At 74.0% G+C, this 24249-nt stretch carries 10 protein-coding genes; 5 read left to right on the top strand and 5 right to left on the bottom strand.

The features are described from left to right. Positions 1-5 precede the first annotated feature (5 nt). Positions 6-617 (top strand): ATP-binding protein, encoded by a 612-nt coding sequence (locus tag OG349_RS34675; protein ID WP_327238380.1) that lies wholly within the window; start codon positions 6-8, stop codon positions 615-617. A 143-nt stretch (positions 618-760) separates the two neighbouring features. After that, a complete protein-coding gene (locus tag OG349_RS34670) occupies positions 761-1408 on the top strand; it encodes a hypothetical protein (protein WP_327232567.1) in 648 nt (215 codons plus the stop codon). Positions 1409-1751: 343 nt separating this feature from the next. Here the strand turns inward: OG349_RS34670 and OG349_RS34665 are convergent, their stop codons facing one another. Both OG349_RS34665 and OG349_RS34660 read right to left on the bottom strand, forming a co-directional pair. Next, a complete protein-coding gene (locus OG349_RS34665; RefSeq protein ID WP_327238383.1) occupies positions 1752-3905 on the bottom strand; it encodes a BTAD domain-containing putative transcriptional regulator in 2154 nt (717 codons plus the stop codon). 291 nt (positions 3906-4196) lie between these two features. Further along, entirely contained in the window at positions 4197-5792 is a 1596-nt protein-coding gene (locus OG349_RS34660) for an aspartate aminotransferase family protein (protein ID WP_327232568.1), read from the bottom strand. Between the two features lie 301 nt (positions 5793-6093). Between OG349_RS34660 and OG349_RS34655 the strand changes: the two genes are divergently transcribed. Both OG349_RS34655 and OG349_RS34650 read left to right on the top strand, forming a co-directional pair. Beyond that, on the top strand, positions 6094-6567 hold the full coding sequence (locus OG349_RS34655) for a flavin reductase family protein (RefSeq protein ID WP_327232569.1): 474 nt from the start codon (positions 6094-6096) through the stop codon (positions 6565-6567). Positions 6568-6615: 48 nt separating this feature from the next. After that, positions 6616-7463 (top strand): IS5 family transposase gene (locus tag OG349_RS34650; protein WP_442806354.1). Its coding sequence is split into 2 segments (ribosomal slippage): positions 6616-6963 and positions 6966-7463, totalling 846 coding nucleotides; the frame shifts between segments, so codons are not numbered across the junction. 276 nt (positions 7464-7739) lie between these two features. Here OG349_RS34650 and OG349_RS34645 read toward each other — a convergent pair. The 3 genes from OG349_RS34645 to OG349_RS34635 all read right to left on the bottom strand — a co-directional run bounded on the left by OG349_RS34645 (position 7740) and on the right by OG349_RS34635 (position 9972). Further along, positions 7740-8912, bottom strand: a complete 1173-nt coding sequence (locus tag OG349_RS34645) for an acyl-CoA dehydrogenase family protein (protein ID WP_327232570.1) — start codon at positions 8910-8912, stop codon at positions 7740-7742. Between the two features lie 194 nt (positions 8913-9106). Continuing rightward, on the bottom strand, positions 9107-9532 hold the full coding sequence (locus OG349_RS34640; protein WP_327232571.1) for a YybH family protein: 426 nt from the start codon (positions 9530-9532) through the stop codon (positions 9107-9109). A 59-nt stretch (positions 9533-9591) separates the two neighbouring features. Beyond that, on the bottom strand, positions 9592-9972 hold the full coding sequence (locus OG349_RS34635; RefSeq protein WP_327232572.1) for a YybH family protein: 381 nt from the start codon (positions 9970-9972) through the stop codon (positions 9592-9594). 260 nt (positions 9973-10232) lie between these two features. Here OG349_RS34635 and OG349_RS34630 point away from each other — a divergent pair, with 260 nt between their 5' ends. Next, positions 10233-24206: a type I polyketide synthase gene (locus OG349_RS34630; protein WP_327232573.1), complete on the top strand. Its 13974-nt coding sequence runs from the start codon at positions 10233-10235 to the stop codon at positions 24204-24206. Positions 24207-24249: the final 43 nt, after the last annotated feature.

Raw genomic sequence — 24249 nt, 5'->3', positions numbered from 1 at the left:
ATCGTGTGCCGTGTCTGCTGACGGTCCTGGGCGAGCCGGGGTCGGGCAAGTCCCGGCTGCTGGCGGAGTTCGAGCACCGGATCACGCGCAGTCCGGGCGGGGTGCTGGTGCTGCGGCCCTCGGCGCCCGTGAGCGGCGCGGGCACGCTGGCCGGTGCGCTGCTGGACGCGTGGCGGGAGTTCTCGTCGATTCCCCCCGGCACCTCGCAGGGCGAACTGCTCATGCGTCTGGTGCACGGGACGGCCGGCAGCGGACCGGTGGCGGACCGGTTGCTCCGGGACCTGGTCGTACCGGACCGTCCGTTGTCGCGCGTGCATCCCCGTCCGGTGATGAACGGCTGGGCGGAGCTGCTGTCCCTGCGGGCGCGGCAGCAGCCGCTGGTGCTGTGCCTGGACGATCTGCATCTTGCCTCGGACGCGGTGCTGGACTGGGTGGAGGAGCTGGCCACGACGGCTGAGGGCTGCCCCTTGCTGATCGTGGCGTGCGCGCGGCCCGAGCTGCTGGGCAAGCGCCCGTTCTGGGGGGTGGGGCAGCGCAGCACCAGTACGCTCAGCCTCACCCGGCTCTCCGGGCCGGGCGGGCTGCCGCTCCAGGCGGTGTCCGGCGGCGAGGCCTAGGAGTTCCGCCGCGGCCGGGGCCCGTACGGGCGCGGCGGGGGTGGGCGGCCGGGTGTGGCAACCGGCCGGTCACGGTCTTTCCACGGCCGGCGCGCAGAGCGGCAGGTGGGCACGCGGTGTACGGGACTTGGTTGGCTGCTCGTATGGACAACAGCCGTACGCAGCGCGAGCACCCCGGCTCCGGGTCCTCGTCGCGGGCCGCCCAGGAGCCCTTCGAGGACGAGGCGACACTCGCCGTGTTCGTCGGCAGGGAGTTCGCCGTGGCCCTCACCGAGGGGCTGCGCCGGGCGAGGGTCACGTCCCGGACCACGGTGTCCGGTGAGGGTGCTCCCGCTGTCCGCCGTCCTGCCCCGGCTCCTGAGGGGGCGCCGGGCGGATCCCTGCTGGCGGAGTACTCCGGGGCGATCCTGCGCCGTTTCGAGCGGAACCTGCTGGCCGTTCCCGCGCCGGGCGTGCTGGCGCACCGCGGGACACGGGTGTCGGTGGCGCGGTGGGCGGGGCGGGTGCTGGCCGCCGCGGGCCGGACCCCGTGTCCGGGGGGCGGGGACGTGCCGCCCTTCCCCCGGGGCGCGGCCTCCCAGCACGCGGTCGCGATATCCCTGCTGATCGAGTCGGCGGCGCACACGCTGCCGCCCCAGGCGCCGCGGTGCCTGGAGGTGATCCGGGCACTGGCCCGCGCCGGCGGGCCGGCCGGGGCGGGCGGCACCGGGGCGGGCGGCACCGGGGCGGGCGGCACCGGGGCGGCGCGGGTGGTGCGGGCCGGGCCGTCTCTTTCGGATCTTGCCGGCTGAGGCCGCGTTGTCCGGGGCGGGGGGTGCCTCCCGCGCCCCGGGCCGCGGGGGGGGCGTCGCGGGGCGGGGGGCCTGCCCGTAGCGGACGCGGGGGGGGCAGGTCCGCCAGCGCGGCGCGTGCGGGGCGCTGGCGGACCGCAGGGCGCTTCGCGGATGTCTTCGCGGATGTCCTGGGGGTGTCCGCGAAGTGGCGTCGTCCGCCCGCAGGGCGGGGCCCGCGGCGTCCGGTGCGTGCGATCGCGAGGCGGAGGACCGGGCGTGTACCGGAGGTACTCGCCCGGTCCGGCAACGCGGCGAGCGCGTGCCAGGCGCCGCGTGCCGGACGCCGCTTCGCGGACACGCCCTAGGCGACCACTGCTGCCCGGCCCGATATGAGGAGGCATTCGAGAAGCTGGTCGAGGGCGTCGTCGGCGACCGGGCCGAGGCTGATGGTCATCGCCTGCGGGCGGCCGGCGGCCCAGCCGGGGCGGCGTGCGAGAAGCCTGGCGTCGGCGCCGACGACGTTCAGCAGCGGCAGGTCGGCGCGCGGGTCGGCCAGTTCCTCGACCAGTTCGAGCAGCGGTTCGTCGGCGCGCTCGAGATCGTCCCAGATCACCACGAGGGGGTGTTTGGCCGCGGCCAGGGCGAGGAAGTCCCGCCAGGCGCCCAGGACCGCGCGCCGTACCGGGCCACGCGCGTAGATCAGCGGGCCCAGGGCGGCCAGCAGGGCGGCCCGGGTCTCCTGGTCGTCGGTGAGCCCGGCGAGGGCCGTGTCGAGTTTGGCCGAGGCGGATCCGGGGGTGTCGCCCGGGCCGGTCCCGGCGTAGGAGGCGAGCATCTGGGCCGGCGCGGACATGCCGCCGCGCGAGGGGGCGACGGTGCCGGTCAGTACCCGTACGGGCTCGGTGGTGCCGGTCCGCACCAGGCGCTGGAACTCCAGCAGCAGGCGGGCCTTGCGGCCGGGCGGGCCGAGGACGGTCACCAGGTGCGGGGTGGAGCGGTGCCGGGTCCTGAGCAGGACGGCCCGCATCAGGTCGAGTTCGCACTCGCGGTCGCCGGCCGAGGTCCCGCACTGGTTGGTGAAGCCGTCGCCGACGGCCATCAGCTTCCAGGGGGCCGTGCCGGTGCCGGTGCCGCGGTAGGTGATGCGGCCATCGGTCAGCCGGCGGGTGGCCTCGCAGACATGGACCTCCCCCGCGGGGACCATGCCCAGCGCCGTGCGGCAGTCGTCGACGAGATGGCCGCCGATCCACGGCGGGGTCACACCGGCACCGGGCCAGCGGCAGACGACGACCTGCCCGGTGGAGACCGCGCCGTGCGCGGAGAGCGCCTCCCCCGTGGAGTGCAGGGTGTCCGCGGCGATGGCCAGGCAGTCGCGTACGGCCGCGGCGGCCCGTACCGCGCGCACCGCGCCCGCGTTCGCCGGGGTGTCGGTGGCGGTGTCCTCGAAGAGGCCGAGCAGGACGGAGCCCAGCGCCGAGGCGACGATGCCGCCCTCCGCCTCGATCTTCTCGCGGGCGAGCTGGGTCACCGCGTCCAGGACCCGGTCGACGTCCTCCGGTGGCAGGGTGCCGAACTCGGGTCCGAGCCCGAAGCGCAGCAGGAGCACACTGGCCTGCCGGTACTCGCCCGGCAAGGCGGCGCGTGCCGCCGTGGGCTCGGCCGTGTGCGGGGAGGGGGGCGCGATGTGCTGCCGCGGGGGCGGGGTGTGCTGCGCGGGCGGTCCGGGCCGGGGGGGCCGTGCCGTCTGCCCGGGCGGGGGGAGCTGGGTCTGCCCGGGGCGGGGGAGCTGGGCGGTGCGGGGCAGGTCCAGTGCCGGGTCCTGGGTGAGGACGGCCCGCTGGAGCTGCTGGAGTTCGGGGCTGGGCTCCAGGCCGAGGCCCTCGACCAGGGCCTCCCGTACCCTCCCGTACACGGCGAGGGCGTCGGCCTGCCGGCCGCAGCGGTAGAAGGCGAGCATGAGCTGGCGCGAGGCGCGCTCGCGCAGGGGCTCGGCCTCGACCAGTGCCTTGAGTTCGTGGAGCACGCTCTGGTGGCCGCCGCAGGCCAGCTCCGCCTCGAAGCAGTCCTCCATGACGTCGAGGCGTTTTTTCTGGATGGAGGTGACCTCGGCCCAGTAGGTGCCCTCCTCGGCGAGATCGGCGAGCACCGGGCCGCGCCAGAGCGCGAGTGCCTCGGTCAGCAGGTCGCGTGCGGCGGCCGGGCGGCCGGCGGCCAGGGCCACCCGGCCCTCGGCGACCCGCTGCTGGAAGACCAGGAGATCGACCTGCTCGGGCCGTACCCGCAGCATGTACCCGGGGTACCAGGTCAGCAGTTCGGGGGCCGGCTCGCCGGGGGACAGCCCGGCGAGGACTCCGCGCAGCCGCCAGATCGCGTTCTGGAGGATCTTCCGCGCGGTCATGGGCGCGTCGTCGGCCGGCCAGAGCGCTCCGAGTAACCGGCTGGTGGAGACCACCTCGTTGGCGTGGAGGAGGAGGTAGGCGAGAGCGGATCGCTGCCTTATACCGCCGAGTTCCACCAAGCCGTGATCATCATTGACTTCCAACGCGCCCAGAACACGAAATCGCATGAACTCCCCCGTTCAATGGCCACCGGCCATGGTGATTGTCATGGCCCCGGCATGGTTCCGGTCTGCTGCCGGAATTCCGGTTTTGATTTGTCAAGCGGGCGCGGCCCCTGATGATCTTTCAGTTCTGTACGCTGAAGAATCCTCACAGGAGTCGCGCCCGTGCCCGCATCATCGCTGACCATCCCCTGCCTTGACCAGGTCTTTAATCCGAATGCCACGCCCGGGGGTGGGCCGGTGGGCTCAGGGCGCGGTCAGTGCTTCGCCCGCGCCGGCCCGCAGCAGCTCGCACACGTCGCGCAGCCCGGTGTCGAGCTGGGCGATCTCGGCGTCGGTCAGCTCGACGGAGGGCTCGAAGCGCAGGGTGTTGAGCGCGCTCGCGGTGGGGAACGTACGCACCCGGTGGCGGCGCAGGAGGTGTCCGGCCAGGACGTAGCCGAAGAAACCGCCGCCCGCGATCTCCCGGACCACCGGTGAGGAGGACCCCGACTGGTCGAGGAATTCCAGGCCCAGCATCAGGCCCCGGCCCCGGACGTCGGCGACGACGTCGGGGAAGTCCGCCCGTACGCCGTCCAGTGCGGCGCGCAGCGCGGCTCCCCGCTCCTGGGCGACGCGGTAGACCCGTCCGCCGTCGGCCTCCAGCAGTTCGAGGACCTTGAGGGCGATGTGACAGGAGAAGCTGTCCTTGGCGAAGGTCGAGCTGTGGACGATCTCGAATTCCTTCCGGTAGTACTTCTCGCGCACCAGCATCACGGATGTCTTGGCGATACCGCCGCCCAGTGTTTTGGCGAGGGTGAAATAGTCGCCGCGCAGTCCGAGGGGGGCACTGGCGAGGAGTGTCCCGGTCCTGCCCATTCCGCTCTGGATCTCGTCGACGACAAGGGGGCAGCCGATCGACTCGCAGAACTGCTGGATTTCCTCGGCGAATTCGCGGGAGAGCACGCGGATTCCGCCCTCGCCCTGGATGGGTTCCACCAGGAAGGCGCAGAAGACCGGGAACTCCCGTTCGGTGAGGGTGACCTGGCCGTCGACGGCCCGCGCGCCGAGGAGGACGCCCCGTTCCTTGGCGTGCACCTGCTTGAGGACGTCGGGCCGGTCCTGGGGGACGAACCGGGCCTGGGCGGCGAGCGACCGGAAGGGGGCGCGGTACCCCTCGTTGTGGGTGAGCTGCACGCTCGCCGCGAGCTTGCCGTGGAATCCGCCCTCCAGTGCCAGGAACAGCGGTGGCCTGGCGGTCTGCTCGGCGTTGCGCCGGGCGAGTTCGGCCTCCAGCAGGGCGAAGGCCTCGCGGGGGTCCGCCGGGGCGGTGAGACCCAGGCGTTCCAGGGTGTGCCCGGCGAGGACGGCGGTGCCGTCGGCGACCGCGGTGCGCGCGGTCTCGTTGTGTGCGCGGATCTCCTCCAGGAGGGCGGCGGTGCGCATCCCCCGGTCCAGTTCGGCGTGTTTGACCGCCGCCTCGACCGCTTCCGCGCCGCTGTTGGCGAATACCGCGAAATACGGTTCCTCGGTGGCCAGTTCCCGGTGGATGATCCGGTTCAGCTCGGCGGCGAGGGCGTTGGCGTAGGGGTGGCTGGAGAACTGGGCGTGCACGGGGGTGTCGCCGTCGAGCAGTTCCCGCGCCCTTGCGACGATCTCGGGGCGGTTGTGCCCGAGCAGGACGGATCCGTAGCCGCCCGCGAAGTCGGCGACGGGTATCTCGCCGCCCTCGCCGTCCCGTTGGTAGAGGGTATTGCCCTTCGCGCGGACGTATTCGACGGCCAGGCCGGCACCGGCGAGCACTTCGCGGAGAAAAGGTTCGGCCAGTTCTCTGGACGGGGTTGCGGTGTTGGTGTGATCCATGCACCACAGGGTGCTCGCGTCCGGTCAACCAGCGGTCACCGCGGGGTCATCCGCGAGGGGTACGGGCAGGTGGCGCGGCGGTTACCCGGGGGTGGGAGACGGCGGGGCCGGCGCGGGTACGTTGAAGGCCACCGGCCGGCGGGACCCAGGGACAACCACGCGATACCCACGGATGGCACGTGATGTGCGCTGCTCAAAATACCTCGGAGAGGGTGGCATGAATTCCGCGTCCACTGAACTCGATCCCGCGGCCGTGCGTCCGGGGCCACAGCCGGTGCAACCCGTCCGGCTCAGGGAAGTGATGTCCCGCTTCGCGACCGGTGTCACGGTGATCACCGTGGGGGGCGAGCACGTGCACGCCATGACCGCGAACGCGTTCAGTTCGGTCTCCCTCGATCCGCCGTCGGTGCTGTGCAGTGTGAGCCACGGCGCGGTGATGCACGGCGCGCTGGCCTCCGCGGGCCGCTTCGCCGTCAACATACTCGGCGTGCGGCAGGAGCCCCTGGCGCGGCATTTCGCCGACAAGCACCGCACGCTGGGGGCGGCCCAGTTCGAGGGGGTGGCGTGGGAGGCCGGGAAACACACCGGGGCGGCCCTGCTGGGCGGTTCGGTGGCCTGGCTGGAGTGCGAGCTGAGCGACTCGCACGTCTTCGGCGACCACACCATCTTCATCGGGACGGTCCTGGCGGCCGGCCGGGGCAGCGGCGAGGACGGGCTGCTCTTCGTCGACGGCCGCTTCGGCAGGCCCGACCCGGCCCCGGCCCCGGGCCACTAGGGGTCGTCTTCAAAGCTGTTTGTGCGATGCGGGATTATGGCGGGTGTGGTGCGTCGTCATGAGTTGTCGGATGTTGAGTGGGCTGTGTTGTCGCGGTTGTTGCCGAGTTCGGGGACGGCTGGTCGGCCCCGGTCGGATGACCGGGTGGTGCTGAACGGGATCGTGTGGAAGCTGCGGACCGGTTCGGCCTGGCGGGACGTGCCGGAGCGTTACGGTTCCTGGCAGACCTTGTACACGCGTTTCCGCAGGTGGGCGCTGGACGGAACCTTCTCCCGCATGCTGAAGGCGATCCAGGCGGAGAGGGACGCGGCGGGTGACATCGACTGGCTGGTGTCGGTGGACTCCACGATCGTGCGGGCCCACCAGCACGCGACCGGTGGGAAAAGGGGGCTGCCGACCGGGACGAAGCGGGTGATCACGCCCTCGGCCGATCCCGTGGAGGACTGAGCACCAAGGTCCACCTGGCCTGCGACGGACACGGCCGGCCCCTCGCCTTCGTCCTGACCGGCGGCAACACCAACGACTGCACCCGCTTCGAAGACGTCCTGGACGCCATCCGTGTTCCGCGCACCGGCCCGGGACGTCCCCGCACCCGACCCGACCACGTCATCGCCGACAAGGGCTACAGCTCTCGCAAGATCCGCGCCTACCTGCGCAGACGCGGTATCGGGCACACCATCCCCGAACGCATCGACCAGGCCACAGGCCGCCTGCGCAAAGGCTCACGCGGCGGCCGCCCACCCACATTCGACAGGAGGGTCTACCGGCTCCGCAACGTCGTCGAACGATGCTTCAACCGACTCAAGCAATGGCGCGGCCTGGCCACCCGCTACGACAAAACCCGCGAGTCCTACCAAGCCACCGTCACCATCGCCTCCATCTTCCTCTGGATATGACCTTTGAAGACGACCCCTAGGGCGTCTCTTGCGGAGCACACCCGGGGCCGCCGGGTGTGCCGGAGCGGTGGGCGGCCCGCCCGGGTGCCGGGCGGGCCGCCGTTTCGGGCGCGGCGGGTGAGAGGGTGTGGGGGTCTTGCGGGCCCGGTGTGCGGAGAGCCGTCCGTGCCGGGGCCGTTCAGGGCCCGGCGCCGTACGTACGCGGAAGGCCCGGGGCGGTGAGCGCGGCCCGGGCCTTCTGCGTGGGTGGGTGCGGGACCGTGCCCGCGGGGGGGATCAGAGGAAGTACGTGCCGGGCTCCAGGCCCAGCAGGACCCGGCCCTGCACCTCCAGGTTGGCGTTGAGCTGGACCAGGGCGTGCAGCGAGAAGCCCTGGATGTCGCGGTGGAAGCGCTGGAGGTCCACCTCGCGGCGGATGACCGAGCCGCCGCTGGCCGCGAAGAGCAGTTCCACGGCCTCCTTGGAGAGCTGCGCCGCGTAGGCGGTCCTGCCGCGGATGACGGCCTTCTCCTCGTCCGAGGGCTGGAGGCCCGCGTCGGCCGCGCCCTGCAGGACCCGGTGCCAGGAGTGGGAGAGTGCCGCGGCCGCCTCGATCTTGCTGGAGGCGAGGGCCACCTGCTGCTGGGTGAGCGGGTGGTGGCTCTGCTCGGTCCACTGGGTGTAGGTGATGCCGCGTCCGGGCAGCCGCTCCAGGAACAGTTCGAACGCGCCGCGCGCCATCCCGACGAAGGTCGCGGAGACACTGGACATGATGTAGCCCAGCAGACCGTAATTACGGCCGGTGGCACCGGTGTTGGAGCGGTTGCCGGTGGCCGAGACCATGGCCTCCTCCAGCGGTACGACCCGGTGCGCGGGCACGAAGACGCCGGTGGCGGTGGTCGTGGAACTGCCGGTGGCGGCGCCGGCCGAGACGTGCCAGTCGTCGGCGAAGGCCAGCTCGGAGGTGGGCACCAGCGCGACCAGTTCCTGGGCCGTCCCGTCGGGCTGCTCCACCACCGCGGCCAGCAGGTCCCAGTCCGCGCCCCGGCAGCCGGAGTTGAAGCGCCAGGTGCCGTCGAGGCGGTAGCCGCCCTCGACCGGTTCGAGGGTGCCGGTGGGGGCGAAGACGATGGAGACCCTGCCGCTGCCTTCAAAGACCTCCTTCTGCGCCTGGTCGGGGTAGAGGGTCGCGCACCAGGCGCTGGTGAGCCACACCATCGTCAGCCAGCCGGTGGAGGGGCACCCCCGGGCCACCTCGGCGATGACCTGGGCCTGCTGCGCCACGTCGAAGTCGAGACCGCCGTGCTCGCGCGGCACGGCCGTGCGGAACACCCCCGCCCTCTGGAGCAGTTCGATGTTCTCCTCCGGTATCCAGCGCTGCTCCTCCGCGGCGGCCCCGTTGCGGCGAAGGGCGGGCACGGCGTCGCGTACCGCGTCCAGTACAGAGGTCAGTTCTTCCTGCGTGGCCACTTTTCTCTCCTCGAAGTGCCGTGGAGTACACGGGCAATACACGGGATGTGCCGTCTTTGACGCCAGAACCCCCCTGGTCCCAGGGGGGTTCGCGGTCGTGCCCCTCGTTCGCGCCCGGACCGCCCGGGGCGTGTGCGCGAAATGGTGTCCGGCTCGCGCCCTGCGGGCGGACGGCCCCACTTCGCGGACACGGCCTAGCCGGCGACCAGGCCCGTCGCGGCCACGGGACGGTCGATGGACATCAGCCAGCGGCCGTCCTCCCCGCGCCGCAGGACGTCGGTGCACACGCCCCGCAGCTGTACGGGCTGTCCGTCCGCCTCGATGGTGTCGATCTCGTAGTTGACACCGATCAGCGCGACGTCGCCGGCGACATACGCGTGGGTCACCGTGGCGCGCAGGTCGGGCTTGCCGCCGAGGAACTCCTTGAAGAACGCCAGCCGTGCCTCGCCGGTGAGGGGCTCACCGGAGAAGTTCGAGATCGAGTCCTCCCGGTAGAGGCTGTCGAACAGCGCTCCGTCACCGGAGTTGAACGCCTGGATGAAGATGTCGTTCTGGGTGTCGGTGTCGGCGGTGAGGTCGGGGTTCGCCGGGTCGAAGTCGACATCGAAGGTGTACGCCATGATCGGTCGGTCCTTTCCGTGGGAGGGGGGAGGAGGGAGGGGGGCGGTGCGGTCCCGGGTCAGTCCTCCTGGCCGTACGGGTCGTCGATGGCGTAGCGCCACACCTTGTCCTCGCCCAGCCGCAGGACGTCGACGCCCGTGCCGGTGAGCCGCTCGGGCTTCCCCTCGGCGTCGACCGTGTCGATCGTCCAGTCGACGATCAGCAGGGCCGTGTCGCCGGTCACGAACGTCTGCCGGGGCACGGCGGTCATCGTCGGCCGGTTCTTGAGGAATTCCCGCTGGTATTCCCGGCGCGCGTCGCCCGTCAGCGGCTTGCCCGGCTCCCAGACTGCGACGGACTCCGCCGTGTAGAAGCTGTCCATGGTTTCGAAGTCGCCCGCGTTGAAAGCCTCAACATATTGACTTGTGTGCTTTTCCACGTCGTCGGTGAGCTGTGACATGACGAAATCCAACCTGCCTTCTCTTGTAGCCGGGTGCCGCCCTTTCGTACGCCGACACTATTGCGGGGTCATCAACGTCCCGCCCATGAACGGGTAATGCGGCGGTCTCCCGGCATGTGGCCGGGGTGGTTACCGCCCGGTGGAGCCGCGCTGAGAGGGCCGAGAGGACCACCTGCCTACGATCTGGAAGCAGTGTCACCGAAATGCCTTTCAAGGTCGCCCAGTTCGGCCGGATTCACTGGAAAGGGAAGTCGAGCGCGATGACGAATCAGCACCATTTCCACAGGGCCGCGCAGGGCGAGGGGCCCGGCGAGGGCATCGCGGTCGTCGGAGTGTCCTGCCGGCTTCCCGGCGCGGACACCCCCGGGGCTTTCTGGGACCTGCTGCGCACCGGCTCGGACGCCATCACCCCGGTGCCCGGCGGGCGCTGGCTGCCCGCCTCCGGCGAACCGGCCTACCAGGCGGCGGAGCCGGGGACGCGCCGGGGCGGGTTCCTGGACCGGGTGGACACCTTCGACGCGGACTTCTTCGGCATCTCACCGCGCGAGGCCACCACCATGGACCCCCAGCAGCGGCTGGTGCTGGAACTGGCCTGGGAGGCCCTGGAGGACGCCGGCACCCTCCCGGCCGCGCTGCGCGGCAGCCGTACCGCCGTGTTCGTGGGCACCCTGCGCGACGACTACACGGCACTGCTCTACCAGTACGGCGACCGGGCGCTCACCCAGCACACCATGACCGGCGTCAACCGGGGCGTCATCGCCAACCGGGTCTCCTACCACCTGGGCCTGCACGGACCGAGCCTGACCGTCGACTCGGCGCAGTCCTCCTCGCTGGTCGCCGTCCATCTCGCCTGCGAGTCCCTGCGCTCCGGCGAGAGCGACACGGCGATCGCGGCGGGCGTCAACCTGAACATCCTCGCCGAGAGCGCGGCCACCGGGGAGCGGTTCGGCGGGCTCTCCCCCGACGGCACGACCTACGCCTTCGACGCCCGCGCCAACGGTTTCGTGCGCGGCGAGGGCGGGGCGGTCCTCGTCCTCAAGCCGCTGGCCCGCGCGGTCGCGGACGGCGACCGCGTCTACGGGGTCATCCGCGCCAGCGCGGTCAACAACGACGGTGCGACCGCGGGCCTGACGGTCCCCGGCCGGCCGGCGCAGGAACGTGTCCTGCGCGAGGCGTACGAGAAGGCCGGCATCGACCCGGCCGCCGTGCAGTACGTCGAACTCCACGGCACCGGGACCCCGGTGGGCGACCCCGTGGAGGCGGCGGCGCTGGGCGCGGTGCTCGGCGCGGGCCGGGCCCCGGGCGCGGGGCTGCGGGTCGGCTCGGCCAAGACCAACGTGGGCCACCTCGAAGGCGCGGCCGGCATCGTCGGCGTGCTCAAGACACTGCTGGCGCTGAGCCACCGGCGGCTGCCCCCGAGCCTCAACTTCGCCGCCCCCCACCCCCGGATCCCCCTGGAGGAGCTGGGACTGGAGGTGCAGCGGGAGCTGACCGAGTGGCCCGCGCCCCAGCGGCCGCTGGTGGCCGGGGTCTCCTCCTTCGGCATGGGCGGCACGAACGCGCACGTCGTCCTCACCGAGGGCCCGGTGTCCCTGGCACCCGGCGCTCCCGCCCACCGGGCGGCCGGTACTCCCGGTGTGGTCCCGCTGGTGCTCTCCGGGCGCTCGGAAACAGCGCTGCGGGCCCAGGCCGCCCGCCTGCGGAACGCCCTGACGGGCGAGGGCGCGCCGGTGACCGCCGACGCCGCCTGGTCCCTGGCCACCACCCGTACCGTCTTCGAGCACCGGGCGGTCGCACTGGCCGCGCCCGGCGGCGGTCCCGGCCTCCTTCACGCGCTCGACGCCCTCGCCGCGGGCGAATCGTCGGCCGATGTGGTGCGCGGCGCGGCCGGCCCGGGGCGGCTCGCCTTCGTCTTCACGGGGCAGGGCGCCCAGCGTGCCGGGATGGGCCTGGAGCTGTACGGGGCGTTCCCCGCGTTCGCCGAGGCCTTCGACGCGGTCCGCGCCGAGCTGGACCCGCTGCTGGAGCGGCCGCTGCTGGAGGTGATCGCCTCCGGGGAGGGCCTGGAGGAGACCGGGTACGCCCAGCCCGCGCTCTTCGCCCTCGAAGTGTCCCTCTACCGGCTGGCGGAGTCCTGGGGTGTGGTGCCGGACCTGCTCGCCGGCCATTCCATCGGTGAGATCGCCGCCGCGCATGTCGCGGGGGTCTTCGACCTGCCCGACGCCGCGCGGCTGGTCGCCGCGCGCGGGCGGCTGATGCAGGCGCTGGCGCCCGGCGGTGCGATGGTCGCGGTCGAGGCCACACCCGGTGAGGTGTCCGCGCTCCTGGCTGGCCATGAGGACCAGGTGGGCATCGCCGCGGTCAACGGGCCCCGTTCGGTGGTCCTGTCCGGTGCGCGCGAGAGCGTCCTGGCGCTCGCGGAGCGGCTGCGCGGCCAGGGGCGGCGGACGAAGCGGCTGAATGTCTCGCACGCCTTCCACTCCCCGCTGATGGACCCGATGCTCGACGACTTCCGTACGGTCGTGGACGGGCTGAGCCTGCGCGCGCCCCGCATCGGCGCGGTGTCGTCGGTGACCGGGCAGCTTGTGGGCGAGGCCTGGTCGTCGGCCGCGTACTGGGTGGAGCAGGTGCGCCGCCCGGTGCTGTTCGGGGACGCGGTGCGGGCCCTGGAGGACGCGGGCGCCACCGCGTTCGTGGAGCTGGGGCCCGACGGGGTCTGCTCGGCGATGGTCCGCGACAGTGTCCGGGAGGCGGACGCGGTGCTCGCGGTGGCCGCGCTGCGCGGGGGGCGGCCGGAGGCCAGGACCCTGCTGGCGGCCCTGGCGGCGGCCTTCGTGCGGGGTACGCACGTCAACTGGGGTGCGATCCCCTCCTACGGTGACGCCCGGCGCGTACCGCTGCCGACCTACGCCTTCCAGCGGGAGCGGTACTGGGTCTCGGGCACCGCTGCCGCCCGTGAGCTCACGCCCGGCGCGCCGCAGGCTCCCGTCACGGGGGAAGCCGCACCCGGCGGCCGGGAGGCGGGCGATGTAGCCGGGGTGGGGGCCGCGGTGGACGCGGACGCGCTGGTGGCCGGGCTGGTCGCGCGGGTGCTGGAGTATCCGGCCGGGCGGCGGGTGCCCCCGCACGCCACGTTCAAGGAGCTGGGCTTCGACTCGCTGATGTCGGTGGAGCTGCGCGACGCGCTGGCCTCCGCGACGGGGCTGCGCCTGGCCGGCGGGCTGCTCTACGACCACCCCACACCGGGCGCCCTGACCAGCCACCTCCAGTCCCTCCTCGCCGGGAAGGACGCCACGGGGGCAGAGGGGCCGGCGCTGCCCGGCGGGCCGGACGAACCGGTCGCCATCGTCGGCATGGCCTGCCGCTACCCCGGCGGCGTCACCTCGCCCGAGGACCTGTGGCGGCTGGTGGCCGGCGGCGGGGACGCCGTCTCCGCGTTCCCCGCCGACCGCGGCTGGGAAAAGGACCTGTACGACAGCGACCCGGCCCGCGGTGGGCACAGCACCGTGCGCGAGGGCGGGTTCGTCAAGGACGCGGCCCGCTTCGACAACGCCTTCTTCGGGATCTCGCCGCGCGAGGCGCTGGCGATGGACCCCCAGCAGCGGCTGCTCCTGGAGACCGCCTGGGAGGCGGTGGAGCGGGCGCGGCTGGACGCGGACGCGCTGCGCGGCAGCCGTACGGGCGTGTTCATCGGCGCCACCACCCTGGACTACGGGCCCCGGATGCAGGACGCGCCCGACAGCGTCGAGGGCTATCTGCTGACCGGCACCACCCCCAGCGTGATGTCCGGGCGCATCGCCTACCAACTGGGCCTGGCGGGCCCGGCGGTGACCGTCGACACGGCGTGCTCGTCGTCGCTGACCGCCCTGCACCTGGCCCTTGGGTCGCTGCGCTCGGGCGAGTCGGCGCTGGCGATCGCGGGCGGCGCCACGATCATGTCGTCCCCCGGGATGTTCGTGGAGTTCTCCCGCCAGCGGGGGCTGGCCGCCGACGGCCGGTCGAAGTCGTTCGCGGCCTCGGCCGACGGCACCTCCTGGGCCGAGGGCGTGGGCCTGCTGGTCCTGGAACGGCTCTCCGACGCACGGAAGAACGGGCACCAGGTCCTGGCGGTCGTCCGCGGCAGCGCGATCAACCAGGACGGTGCCAGCAACGGCCTGACCGCGCCCAACGGCCCCGCGCAGGAACGGGTCATCCGCGCGGCGCTGGCGGACGCGGGCCTGGCCCCGGCGGACATCGACGCCGTGGAGGCGCACGGCACCGGCACCCGCCTGGGCGACCCCATCGAGGCCGAGGCGCTCCTGGCGACCTACGGGCACGAGCGCGGGGACCGCGCCCCCGTCCTGCTCGGATCGCTCAAGTCGAACATCGGGCACGCCCAGGCCGCGGCCGGGGTCGGCGGCGTCATCAAGATGGTGCAGGCCATGCGCCACGGCGTCCTGCCCCGCACCCTGCACGTGGACGAGCCGACCCCGATGGTCGACTGGTCCCGGGGCACGGTGAAACTCCTCACCGAGGCCGCCGACTGGCCCCGGACCGGGCGCCCGCGCCGGGCCGCCGTCTCCTCCTTCGGCATCAGCGGCACCAACGCCCACGTCATCCTCGAACAGGGCCCGCCCGCCCCGCAGCCCGCCCCCGCGCACGAGTGGTCCGGGCCCGCGCCCTGGCTGCTGTACGCCCAGGACGAGGCGGCGCTGCGTGAACAGGCCGCCCGCATCCGCGCGTTGACCGCCGGCGGAGCCGGTGCGTACGACACCGGGTTCTCGCTGGCCACCACCCGTACCGCGCTCCCCCACCGGGCGGCGGTCCTCGCCGCCACCCCGCAGGACCTCCTGGCCGGCCTGGACGCGCTCGCCGGGGGCCGGGAGGACCCCCGGGTCGTCACCGGCAGCGCCGCGGCCCCGGGCAAGACCGCGTTCCTCTTCACCGGGCAGGGCGCCCAGCGCACCGGCATGGGACAGGAACTGTACGAGGCGTACCCGGTCTTCGCCCAGGCGCTGGACGACGCCTGCGCCGCGCTGGACGCGCATCTGCCGCAGCCGTTGCGCACGGTGCTGTTCGCCGCCGAGGGGACCCCTGAGGCGGCGGTGCTGCACCGCACCGCGTACACCCAGCCCGCGTTGTTCGCCGTGGAGGTCGCGCTGTTCCGCCTGGCCGCGCACCACGGGCTCACCCCCGACCTGCTCGCCGGGCACTCCATCGGCGAACTGGCCGCCGCGCACTGCGCGGGCGTGCTCTCCCTGCGGGACGCGGCGCGTCTGGTCGCCGCCCGGGGGCGGCTGATGGAGTCGGCGCCGGCCGGCGGGGCCATGGTCGCCATCGAGGCGAAGGAGAGCGAACTGGCCGCCGACCTGGCCGAGTTCGGCGGCCGGCTGTCCATCGCCGCGGTCAACGGCCCCGCCTCCCTGGTCATCTCCGGCGACCAGGACGCGGCCGGGGAACTCGCCGGGCGGTGGCGGGCACAAGGCCGCAGGACACGCCGCCTCCAGGTCAGCCACGCCTTCCACTCCCCCCACATTGACGGCGTCCTGGAGGAGTTCCGGGCCGTCGCGGCCGCACTGACCTGGCACGCGCCGCGGATACCGATCGTCTCGACGGTCACCGGGCGCCTGGCCACCACCGGTGAACTCACCTCGCCCGACTACTGGGCCGGGCAGATCCGCGAGGCCGTACGGTTCCTCGACGCGACCCGGGAACTACAGGCGCGCGGCGCCACCGTGTTCGTGGAGATCGGCCCCGACGCGGTCCTCGCCCCGCTGGCCCAGGGCTGCCTGAGCGGCGAGGACACCCACACCGTGGCGCTGCTGCGCGCCGGGCGGCCCGAGCCGCGGACCCTGGTCACGGGCCTGGCGAGCGCCCGGGTCCACGGGGCGCCCCTGGAGGGCGCCTCGTTCTTCCCCGGCGGCCGCCCCGTCGATCTGCCGACGTACGCCTTCCAGCGCGAGCACTACTGGCTGGCACCCCACGCCCCCGGTGACGCACGGACCCTGGGCCTGGATTCCGCGGACCACCCGCTGCTGTCCACCGCCATGGACCTCGCGGACGGTGAGGGCCTGGTCCTGACCGGTCTGCTGTCGGCCGCGGCACATCCCTGGCTGGCCGACCACACGGTGGGCGGCGGGGTGCTCCTGCCCGCCACGGCCTTCGTCGAACTGGCCCTGGCCGCCGGCGGGCGGACCGGCGCGGACCGGGTGGGCGACCTCACCCTGGAGGCGCCGCTGCCACTGCCGCGGGACACCGCGGTGCGGGTCCAGGTCTCGGTGGGCGCCCCCGGCCCCGACGGCGCCCGGCCCTTCGCCGTGCACGCCAGGCCCGACGGCACCGGGCACGGCCAGGTGCCCTGGACACGCCACGCCTCCGGTGTCCTGGGCGGCCCACCCGCCCCCACCACCACCGGCACACGTGATCTCGCGCAGTGGCCGCCCGCCGGGGCGTCCGACCTGCCGCTGGAGGGCGTGTACGAGCGGCTCGCGGACCTCGGATACCACTACGGCCCCGCCTTCCGGGGGCTGACCGGTCTCTGGTCGGCGGGCGAGGACCTGTACGCCACGGTGCGCCTGCCCGGCGACCAGCACGCGCAGGCCGCCCGGTTCGCCGTGCATCCCGCGCTCCTGGACTCCGTGCTGCACCCCCTGGTCCTGCACGCCGCCGACGCGGCGGGCGACGGCGGCCTGCGGCTGCCGTTCGCGTGGGCGGGCACCCAGCTGTACGCGAGCGGCGCGACCGAGCTGCGGGTGCGGATCTCCCCGGCGGGCCGGGACACCTTCGCGCTCACCCTCGCCGACACCACCGGCACCCTGGTGGCCGAGGTGGAGTCCCTGGCCCTGCGCGTGGTCCCCCGGCAGGCGCTCGCCACCGCGGCCGCCGGGCACACCGAGGGGCTGTACCAGGTGGAGTGGATGACCGTACCGCCCGCCCCCGCACCTGCGGGCGCGGGCCCGGGCCCGCGGATCGGGTGGGCGCGGGGCACCGAACTCCCCGAAGAGGAAGGGCTGGAGGCCGTTGTCGTCCGCACGGCAGACCTCGGCCCCGGCGCCGGCGCCGGCGCCGGCGCCGGGGACCGGCCGGCGGCGGTGCACGGGACCGTACAGGACGCCCTGGCCGTGGTGCAGCGGTTCCTGGCCGACGACCGGTATGCCCGTACCCGCCTGGTGTTCCTCACCCGGGGGGCGGCCGGGGCCTCTCACCCCGAGGAAGCCGGCGCTCTTCCCGGCGCCGGGGTATGGGGCCTGGTCCGCTCGGCGCAGAGCGAGCACCCGGACCGCCTGGTCCTGCTCGACACCCCCACCCCCAACCCCAGCCCCTCTGACTCTGCCGGGCCTTCCGACCTGGAGATCGCCGCGGCCCTGGCCACCGGTGAGCCCCAGCTCGCCCTGGCCGAAGACGGCCTGCGCGCGCCCCGGCTGGTGCGGGCCGCACCGGACACCGGCACCCCCGCGGCCCCGCTGGACCCCGACGGCACGGTCCTGATCACCGGCGGCACCGGCGGCCTGGGCGCGCTCTTCGCCCGCCACCTGGTCACCGCGCACGGTGTACGGCATCTGCTCCTGGCCGGCCGGCGCGGACCCGACGCCCCCGGCGCGGGCGAACTGCGCTCCTCGCTGGAGGAGCTGGGCGCCCGGGTGACCTTCGCGGCCTGTGACGTGGCCGACCGCGGCCAGCTGGCCGCCCTGCTGGACACCGTGCCGGCCGGGCACCCGCTGACCGGAATCGTCCACACCGCCGGGGTCCTGGACGACGCCACGGTCCAGGCCCTGACCCCCGAACGCCTGGAGTCCGTCCTGCGCCCGAAGGCGGACGCCGCCTGGCACCTGCACGAACTGACCCGGCACCTGCCCCTGTCGGCGTTCGTCCTCTTCTCCTCGGTCTCCGGGCTGCTGGGCACCGCGGGACAGGCCAACTACGCCGGCGCCAACAGCTATCTGGACGCCCTGGCAGCGCACCGCCACACCCTCGGCCTCGCCGCGACCTCCCTGGCCTGGGGCCTGTGGGACGCCACCCACGGCATGGGCGGCACACTCGGTGAGGCCGGTGCGGCCAGGTGGGCCCGGGCCGGTGTCCGCCCGCTCACCCCGCGACACGGCCTGGCCCTGTTCGACCGCGCCCTGGCGGGCGGAGGGGCGCTGAGCGTGCCCGTGGACCTCGACCTGGCCGCCCTGCGCGCCCGTACCGAAGCACCCGCGCCGCTGCTGCGCGTCCTGGTCGCCCCCGCCCCCCGCCGCACCCCCGCGGCGGCCGCGGGCGGCGGCACCGGCTGGGCCCGGGACATGGCGGCACTCCAGGAGGACAAGCGCCGCGAGGCGGTCCTGGAACTGGTGCGCTCCACCGTGGCCGGCGTGCTGGGGCACACCGGTGCCTCGGCCGTCGACCCGCGCCGCGCCTTCAACGAGATCGGCTTCGACTCACTGGCTGCGGTCGAACTGCGCAACCGGCTCAACACCGCCACCGGGACACGGCTGCCCGCCACCGTGGTCTTCGACCACCCGTCCCCGCAGGCCCTGGCGGACCGCCTGGTCACCCTGGCCGCGGGCACGGGTACCGGTGCGGCGGCGGCGCGGCCCGCCCCGGCCGGCGCCGCCGCCGCGACCGAGGAGCCGATCGTGATCGTCGGCATGGCCTGCCGCTACCCCGGCGGCGTCACCTCGCCCGAGGACCTGTGGGACCTGGTCGCGAAGGGCACCGACGCCATCAGCGAGTTCCCCGCCAACCGGGGCTGGGACCTGGACCGCCTCTACGACCCCGACCCCGACCACACCGGCACCTCCTACGTGCGCCACGGCGGATTCCTCCACGACGCCGACCAGTTCGACCGGGAGTTCTTCGGGATCTCACCGCGCGAGGCCACCGCGACCGACCCCCAGCACCGGCTCCTGCTGGAAACCGCGTGGGAGACCCTGGAGAGCGCGGGCATCGACCCGGGCACCCTGCGCGGTTCGCGTACGGGCGTGTTCGCCGGGGCCATGTACGACGACTACGTGTCGCGGCTGGCCGCCAGCCCGCCGGAGTACGAGGGCTTCCTGCTGGCCGGGAACCTCTCCAGCGTCGTATCGGGCCGCCTGTCCTACACCTACGGCTTCGAAGGCCCCGCCGTCACCGTCGACACCGCCTGCTCCTCCTCCCTGGTGGCACTGCACCTGGCGGCGAACGCGCTGCGCAACGGGGAGTGCGACCTGGCACTGGCGGGGGGTGTGACGGTGATGGCCGGGCCCAGCGTCTTCGTCGAGTTCTCCCGCCAGCGCGGCCTGTCCGCCGACGGGCGCTGCCGCTCGTTCGCGGCCGGCGCGGACGGCACCGGCTGGTCGGAAGGGGTGGGCCTGCTGCTCGTCGAACGCCTCTCCGACGCCCAGAAGAACGGCCACCGGATCCTGGCCGTGCTGCGGGGCAGCGCCGTCAACCAGGACGGCGCCAGCAACGGCCTCACCGCCCCCAACGGCCCCGCCCAGGAACGCGTCATCCGCCAAGCCCTCGCCAACGCCCGCCTCACCCCCACCGATGTGGACGCCGTCGAAGCCCACGGCACCGGCACCCGCCTGGGTGACCCCATCGAGGCCCAGGCACTCCTCGCCACCTACGGGCAGGACCGCCCCGCCGGACAACCCCTCCTGCTCGGCTCACTGAAATCCAACATCGGGCACGCCCAGGCCGCGGCCGGGGTCGGCGGCGTCATCAAGATGGTCCAGGCCCTGCACCACGGCGTCCTGCCCAAGTCGCTGTACGCGAACGAGCCGACCCCGATGGTCGACTGGGACTCCGGCGCCGTCAAACTCCTGAACGAGACCACCGACTGGCCCCAGACGGGGCGTGCGCGGCGCGCCGGGGTGTCGTCCTTCGGCATCAGCGGCACCAACGCCCACGTCATCATCGAGCAGTACACCCCCGCCCCGGCCGCCCCCCGGCCACAGACCACCCCCACCCCCGCTGCCGCTCTGCCTGTCGTGCCCTGGCTGCTCTCCGCGCGCGGCGAGGACGCCCTGCGCGCGGCCGCCGGACGCCTGCACACCCACCTCACCGACCGGCCCGGCGCCGCTCTCGCGGACATCGGCCTGTCCCTGGCCACCACCCGCACCCTGCACGAACACTCCGCCGCGATCCTCGCCGCGGACCGGGAGGGCCTGCTGGAGGGCCTGGCCCACCTCGCCCAGGGACAGACCTCCGCCACAGTGGTACGCGGCGGGCCCCCCGCCCCGCGCGGGAAGACCGCGTTCCTGCTGACCGGGCAGGGCGCCCAACGCCTGGGCATGGGGCGCGAACTGTACGCGTCCTCCCCCGTGTTCGCCGCCGCCTTCGACGCCGTGTGCCACTACCTGGACCGCGAGCTGGTACGCCCCCTCAAACAGGTCCTCTTCGCACCCGAGGGGTCCGCGGACTCGGCGCTGATCGACCAGACGGCCTTCACCCAGGCGGCACTGTTCGCGGTGGAGAGCGCCCTGTTCCGCCTCGCCGAACACCACGGCCTGACCCCGGACTTCCTCCTCGGCCACTCCATCGGCGAGGTCACCGCCGCCCACCTCGCCGGGGTCCTCGACCTCCCCGACGCCTGCGTCCTGGTCGCCGAGCGCGGGCGGCTCATGCAGGCCGCCAAGGAGGGCGGCGCGATGGCCGCGATCGAGGCCGCCGAGGAAGAAGTACGCGAGAGCCTGGCCCAGGAGGCCGGCACGGTGAGCATCGCCGCGGTCAACGGCCCCCGCTCCACCGTCATCTCGGGCGACGCGCAGAGCGTCGAACAGCTCAGCACCCTGTGGCGCGAACGGGGCCGCAGAGCCACCCGGCTGCCGGTCAGCCACGCCTTCCACTCCCCCCACATGGAAGAAGTACTGGACGAATTCCGCACCATCGCCCAGGACCTCACCTTCCACCCGCCCCGCATCCCCGTCGTCTCCAACCTCACCGGCACCCTCGCCACCACTGAACAGCTCACCTCACCCGAGTACTGGGCACGGCACATCCGCGAAGCGGTCAGGTTCCACGACGGAGTCCGCCACCTCACCGAACTGGGCGTCACCGAATGGCTGGAGCTGGGCCCCGACGCCGTCCTCACCTCACTGGTACGCCAGTGCCTGGAAGAAGAGGAGGAGGGCGGCCCCACGAACACGGCGGCCGGGGCCCTCGTGCCGGCCCTGCGCCGGGGCCGGGACGAGGCGGCCGTCTTCGCCACCGCCCTGGCCCGCCTCGCCCTGCGGGGCGCCCCGGTGCGCTGGGAGAACGTCTTCCCCGGCGCCCGCCGCGCCGACCTGCCGGGCTACGCCTTCCAGCACCGGCGCTACTGGCTGGACGCCCCCGCCGGCGCGGGTGACGCGGCCGGGTTCGGGATGTTCGCCGCCGACCACCCCTTCCTCGGCGCCGCCGTCATGCTGGCCGACCGCGACGAACACGTACTGACCGGCCGGCTCTCCCGGCACACCCACCCCTGGCTCAGCGGCCACACCATCGCCGGCACCGTCCTGGTGCCCGCCACCGGACTCCTCGAACTCGCCGTCAAAGCCGGGGCACACAGCGCCACCCCGGTGGTGGAGGAACTCACCCTGGCCGCACCCCTCGTCCTGCCCGAACACGGCGGCCTCCACCTCCAGGTATCCGTATCGGCCCCGCAGGACGACGGCGGGCGGACCGTGCGTATCCACACCCGGCCCGACGCGGACGACACCGACACCTCCGGGCAATGGGCCCTGCACGCGCACGGGCGCCTGACCACCACCCCCACCACCGACACCACCACCGGTCCTGCTGCTGGTGGTGCTGGTGGGGGTCCGGCGGTATGGCCGCCGCCCGGCGCGACCGAGAGCGACCTGGGCGGGGCCTACGAACGGCTCGCCGAGGAGGAGTACGCGTACGGCACGGCGTTTCAGAACCTGCGGCGCCTGTGGACCGGCCCGGGGGGCGACCTGTTCGCCGAGGTCTCACTCGGCGGGGAACTACGCCCCGACGCCGGCCGGTTCGCCCTGCACCCCGCCCTCCTGGACGCCGCACTGCACCCCCTGCTGCCCGCCGTCACCGGCCGCCCCGGCACCCCCCTGCTGCCGTTCTCCTGGACCGGCGTCACCCTCCACACCACCACAGGCCCGGCGGACCTGCGGGTCAGGCTGACCCCCGTACCCGGCACGGACCCGGGCTCACCGGCCTACGCCCTCAGCGTCACGGACACCACGGGAACACCGGTGGCCACGGTCGAGGCACTCACCCTGCGCCCCCTGTCCGCGGACCTCCTGCGCCCGGCGGACAACACCACCACCAACGGCCTGTTCCAGGTGGACTGGACCCCGCCCGCCGGCGAACCCGCCACCCCACCGGGAGGAGAGGTGGCCGTCATCGGCGACCCCGCCCACACCCCCTGGGCCCCCGGCGCGACCGCCCACACCTCGCTCGGCGAACTGCGGGACACCCTCGGCCAGGGCAACCAGGCACCCTCCCTGGTCCTGCTCCCCCTCCCGGACACCACAGCCGCGGACGGGCCCGGGGTGCCGGACGCGGTCCGCACCGTACTGCACCACCTGCTGGCACAGGTACAGCAATGGCTGGCGGACGACCGGTTCGCCTCCTCACGCCTCGCCGTGATCACCCGCAACGCCGTCGCCACCACCCCCGCACAGGAAACGGACCTCGTGCACGCCCCGGTCTGGGGACTGCTGCGCAGCGCACAGAGCGAGAACCCGGGCCGGATCGTGCTCGCCGACCTCGACGGCAGCGAGCACGGCGGCCCGCACAGCCCCCCGCTCCTGGACACCCTGCGGGGCGACGAACCCCAACTGGCCGTGCGCCAGGGGCGGATCCTCCTGCCGAGGCTGGCCCGCGCCCTGCCCACCACCCCGCACCAGGCCCAGGCCCAGGACCGGGATTCCGCCACGGCCCCGGTCTGGGGCGAGGGCACCGTCCTGGTCACCGGCGCCACCGGCGCCCTGGGCACGGTCCTCGTACGGCACCTGGTACGCCGGCACCACGTACGCCACCTGCTGCTCGTCAGCCGGCGCGGCGCCGACGCCCCCGGCGCGGCCGGCCTGCGTACCGAACTCCTGGAAGCGGGCGCCACCGACGTACGGTTCGCCGCCTGCGACACCGCCGACCGCGACCAGCTCGCCGCCCTCCTGGACACCGTGCCGGCCGGGCACCCGCTGACCGGAATCGTCCACACCGCCGGCGTCCTGGACGACACCACCCTCCAGGCCCTGACCCCCGAACGCCTGGACACCGTCCTGCGCCCGAAGGCCGACGCCGCCTGGCACCTGCACGAACTGACCCGGCACCTGCCCCTGTCGGCGTTCGTCCTCTACTCCTCGGTCGCCGGGCTGCTGGGCACCGCGGGACAGGCCAACTACGCGGCCGGGAACACCTTCCTCGACGCCCTGGCCGCGCACCGCAGGGCACTGGGCCTGCCCGGCACCTCGCTGGCCTGGGGCCTGTGGGCCCAGGCCAGCACGCTCAGCGGGCACCTCGCCGAGGCCGACCTGCGCCGGCTGGCCCGCTCCGGACTACGGCCGCTGGCCACCGACGACGCACTGGCCCTCCTCGACGCCGTACCCGCCACCGGCCAGGCCCTGCTCGCCGTCACCCGGCTGGACACCGCCGCACAGCGGGCCTCCGGCGAACGGCCCGGCCCCCTGCTGCGCGGCCTGGTCCGCGGGGCACCCCAACGCGCCACCACCACGGCCGGCGGGCCCGCGGCCGGACCCACCCTGGTCGAACGCCTGGCCGCCGTACCGGCCGGCGAGCAGAGCCGTATCCTCACCGACCTGGTACGGGCACGGGTCGCCGAGGTACTCGGACACCCGGACCCCACCGCGATCGCACCCGAACGCGCCCTGCAGGAACTGGGCTTCGACTCACTGACCGCCGTCGAGCTGCGCAACCGGCTCGCCGAGGCGACCGGACTGCGGCTGCCCACCACCCTCGCCTTCGACCACCCCACCCCCGGCGCCCTCGCCGTTCATCTGCGCGAACGGCTCGCGGTCAAGGAGACCACCCCGGACGAGGCGGTACTGGCCGAACTGGCCCGCCTCACCCCCGCCATCACCGCCCTCACCACGAACGGGGGAACCCCCCGGAACGCCGGGAACAGCGGGAACGCCGGGGGCGGGGGTAACGGCGGGGACGGGGGGCCGCGCGGGCGGGTCATCGCCCGGCTGCGGGAACTGCTGGACTCCGCGGAAGCCGCGCAGGCGCCCGCCGCCCCCGGGGACAGTGAAGCCGATCTGTCGGGCGCCACCGACGAGGAGCTGTTCGCCCTGCTCGACGACCTCGAATGACCCGCGCACCCTCCCGGCGCACGCGCACCCACGACGCAGCAGA

The sequence above is a fragment of the Streptomyces sp. NBC_01317 genome (assembly GCF_035961655.1).
In the GTDB taxonomy this organism is placed as follows: domain Bacteria; phylum Actinomycetota; class Actinomycetes; order Streptomycetales; family Streptomycetaceae; genus Streptomyces.
This window is presented reverse-complemented; position numbering and strand designations above follow the sequence as displayed.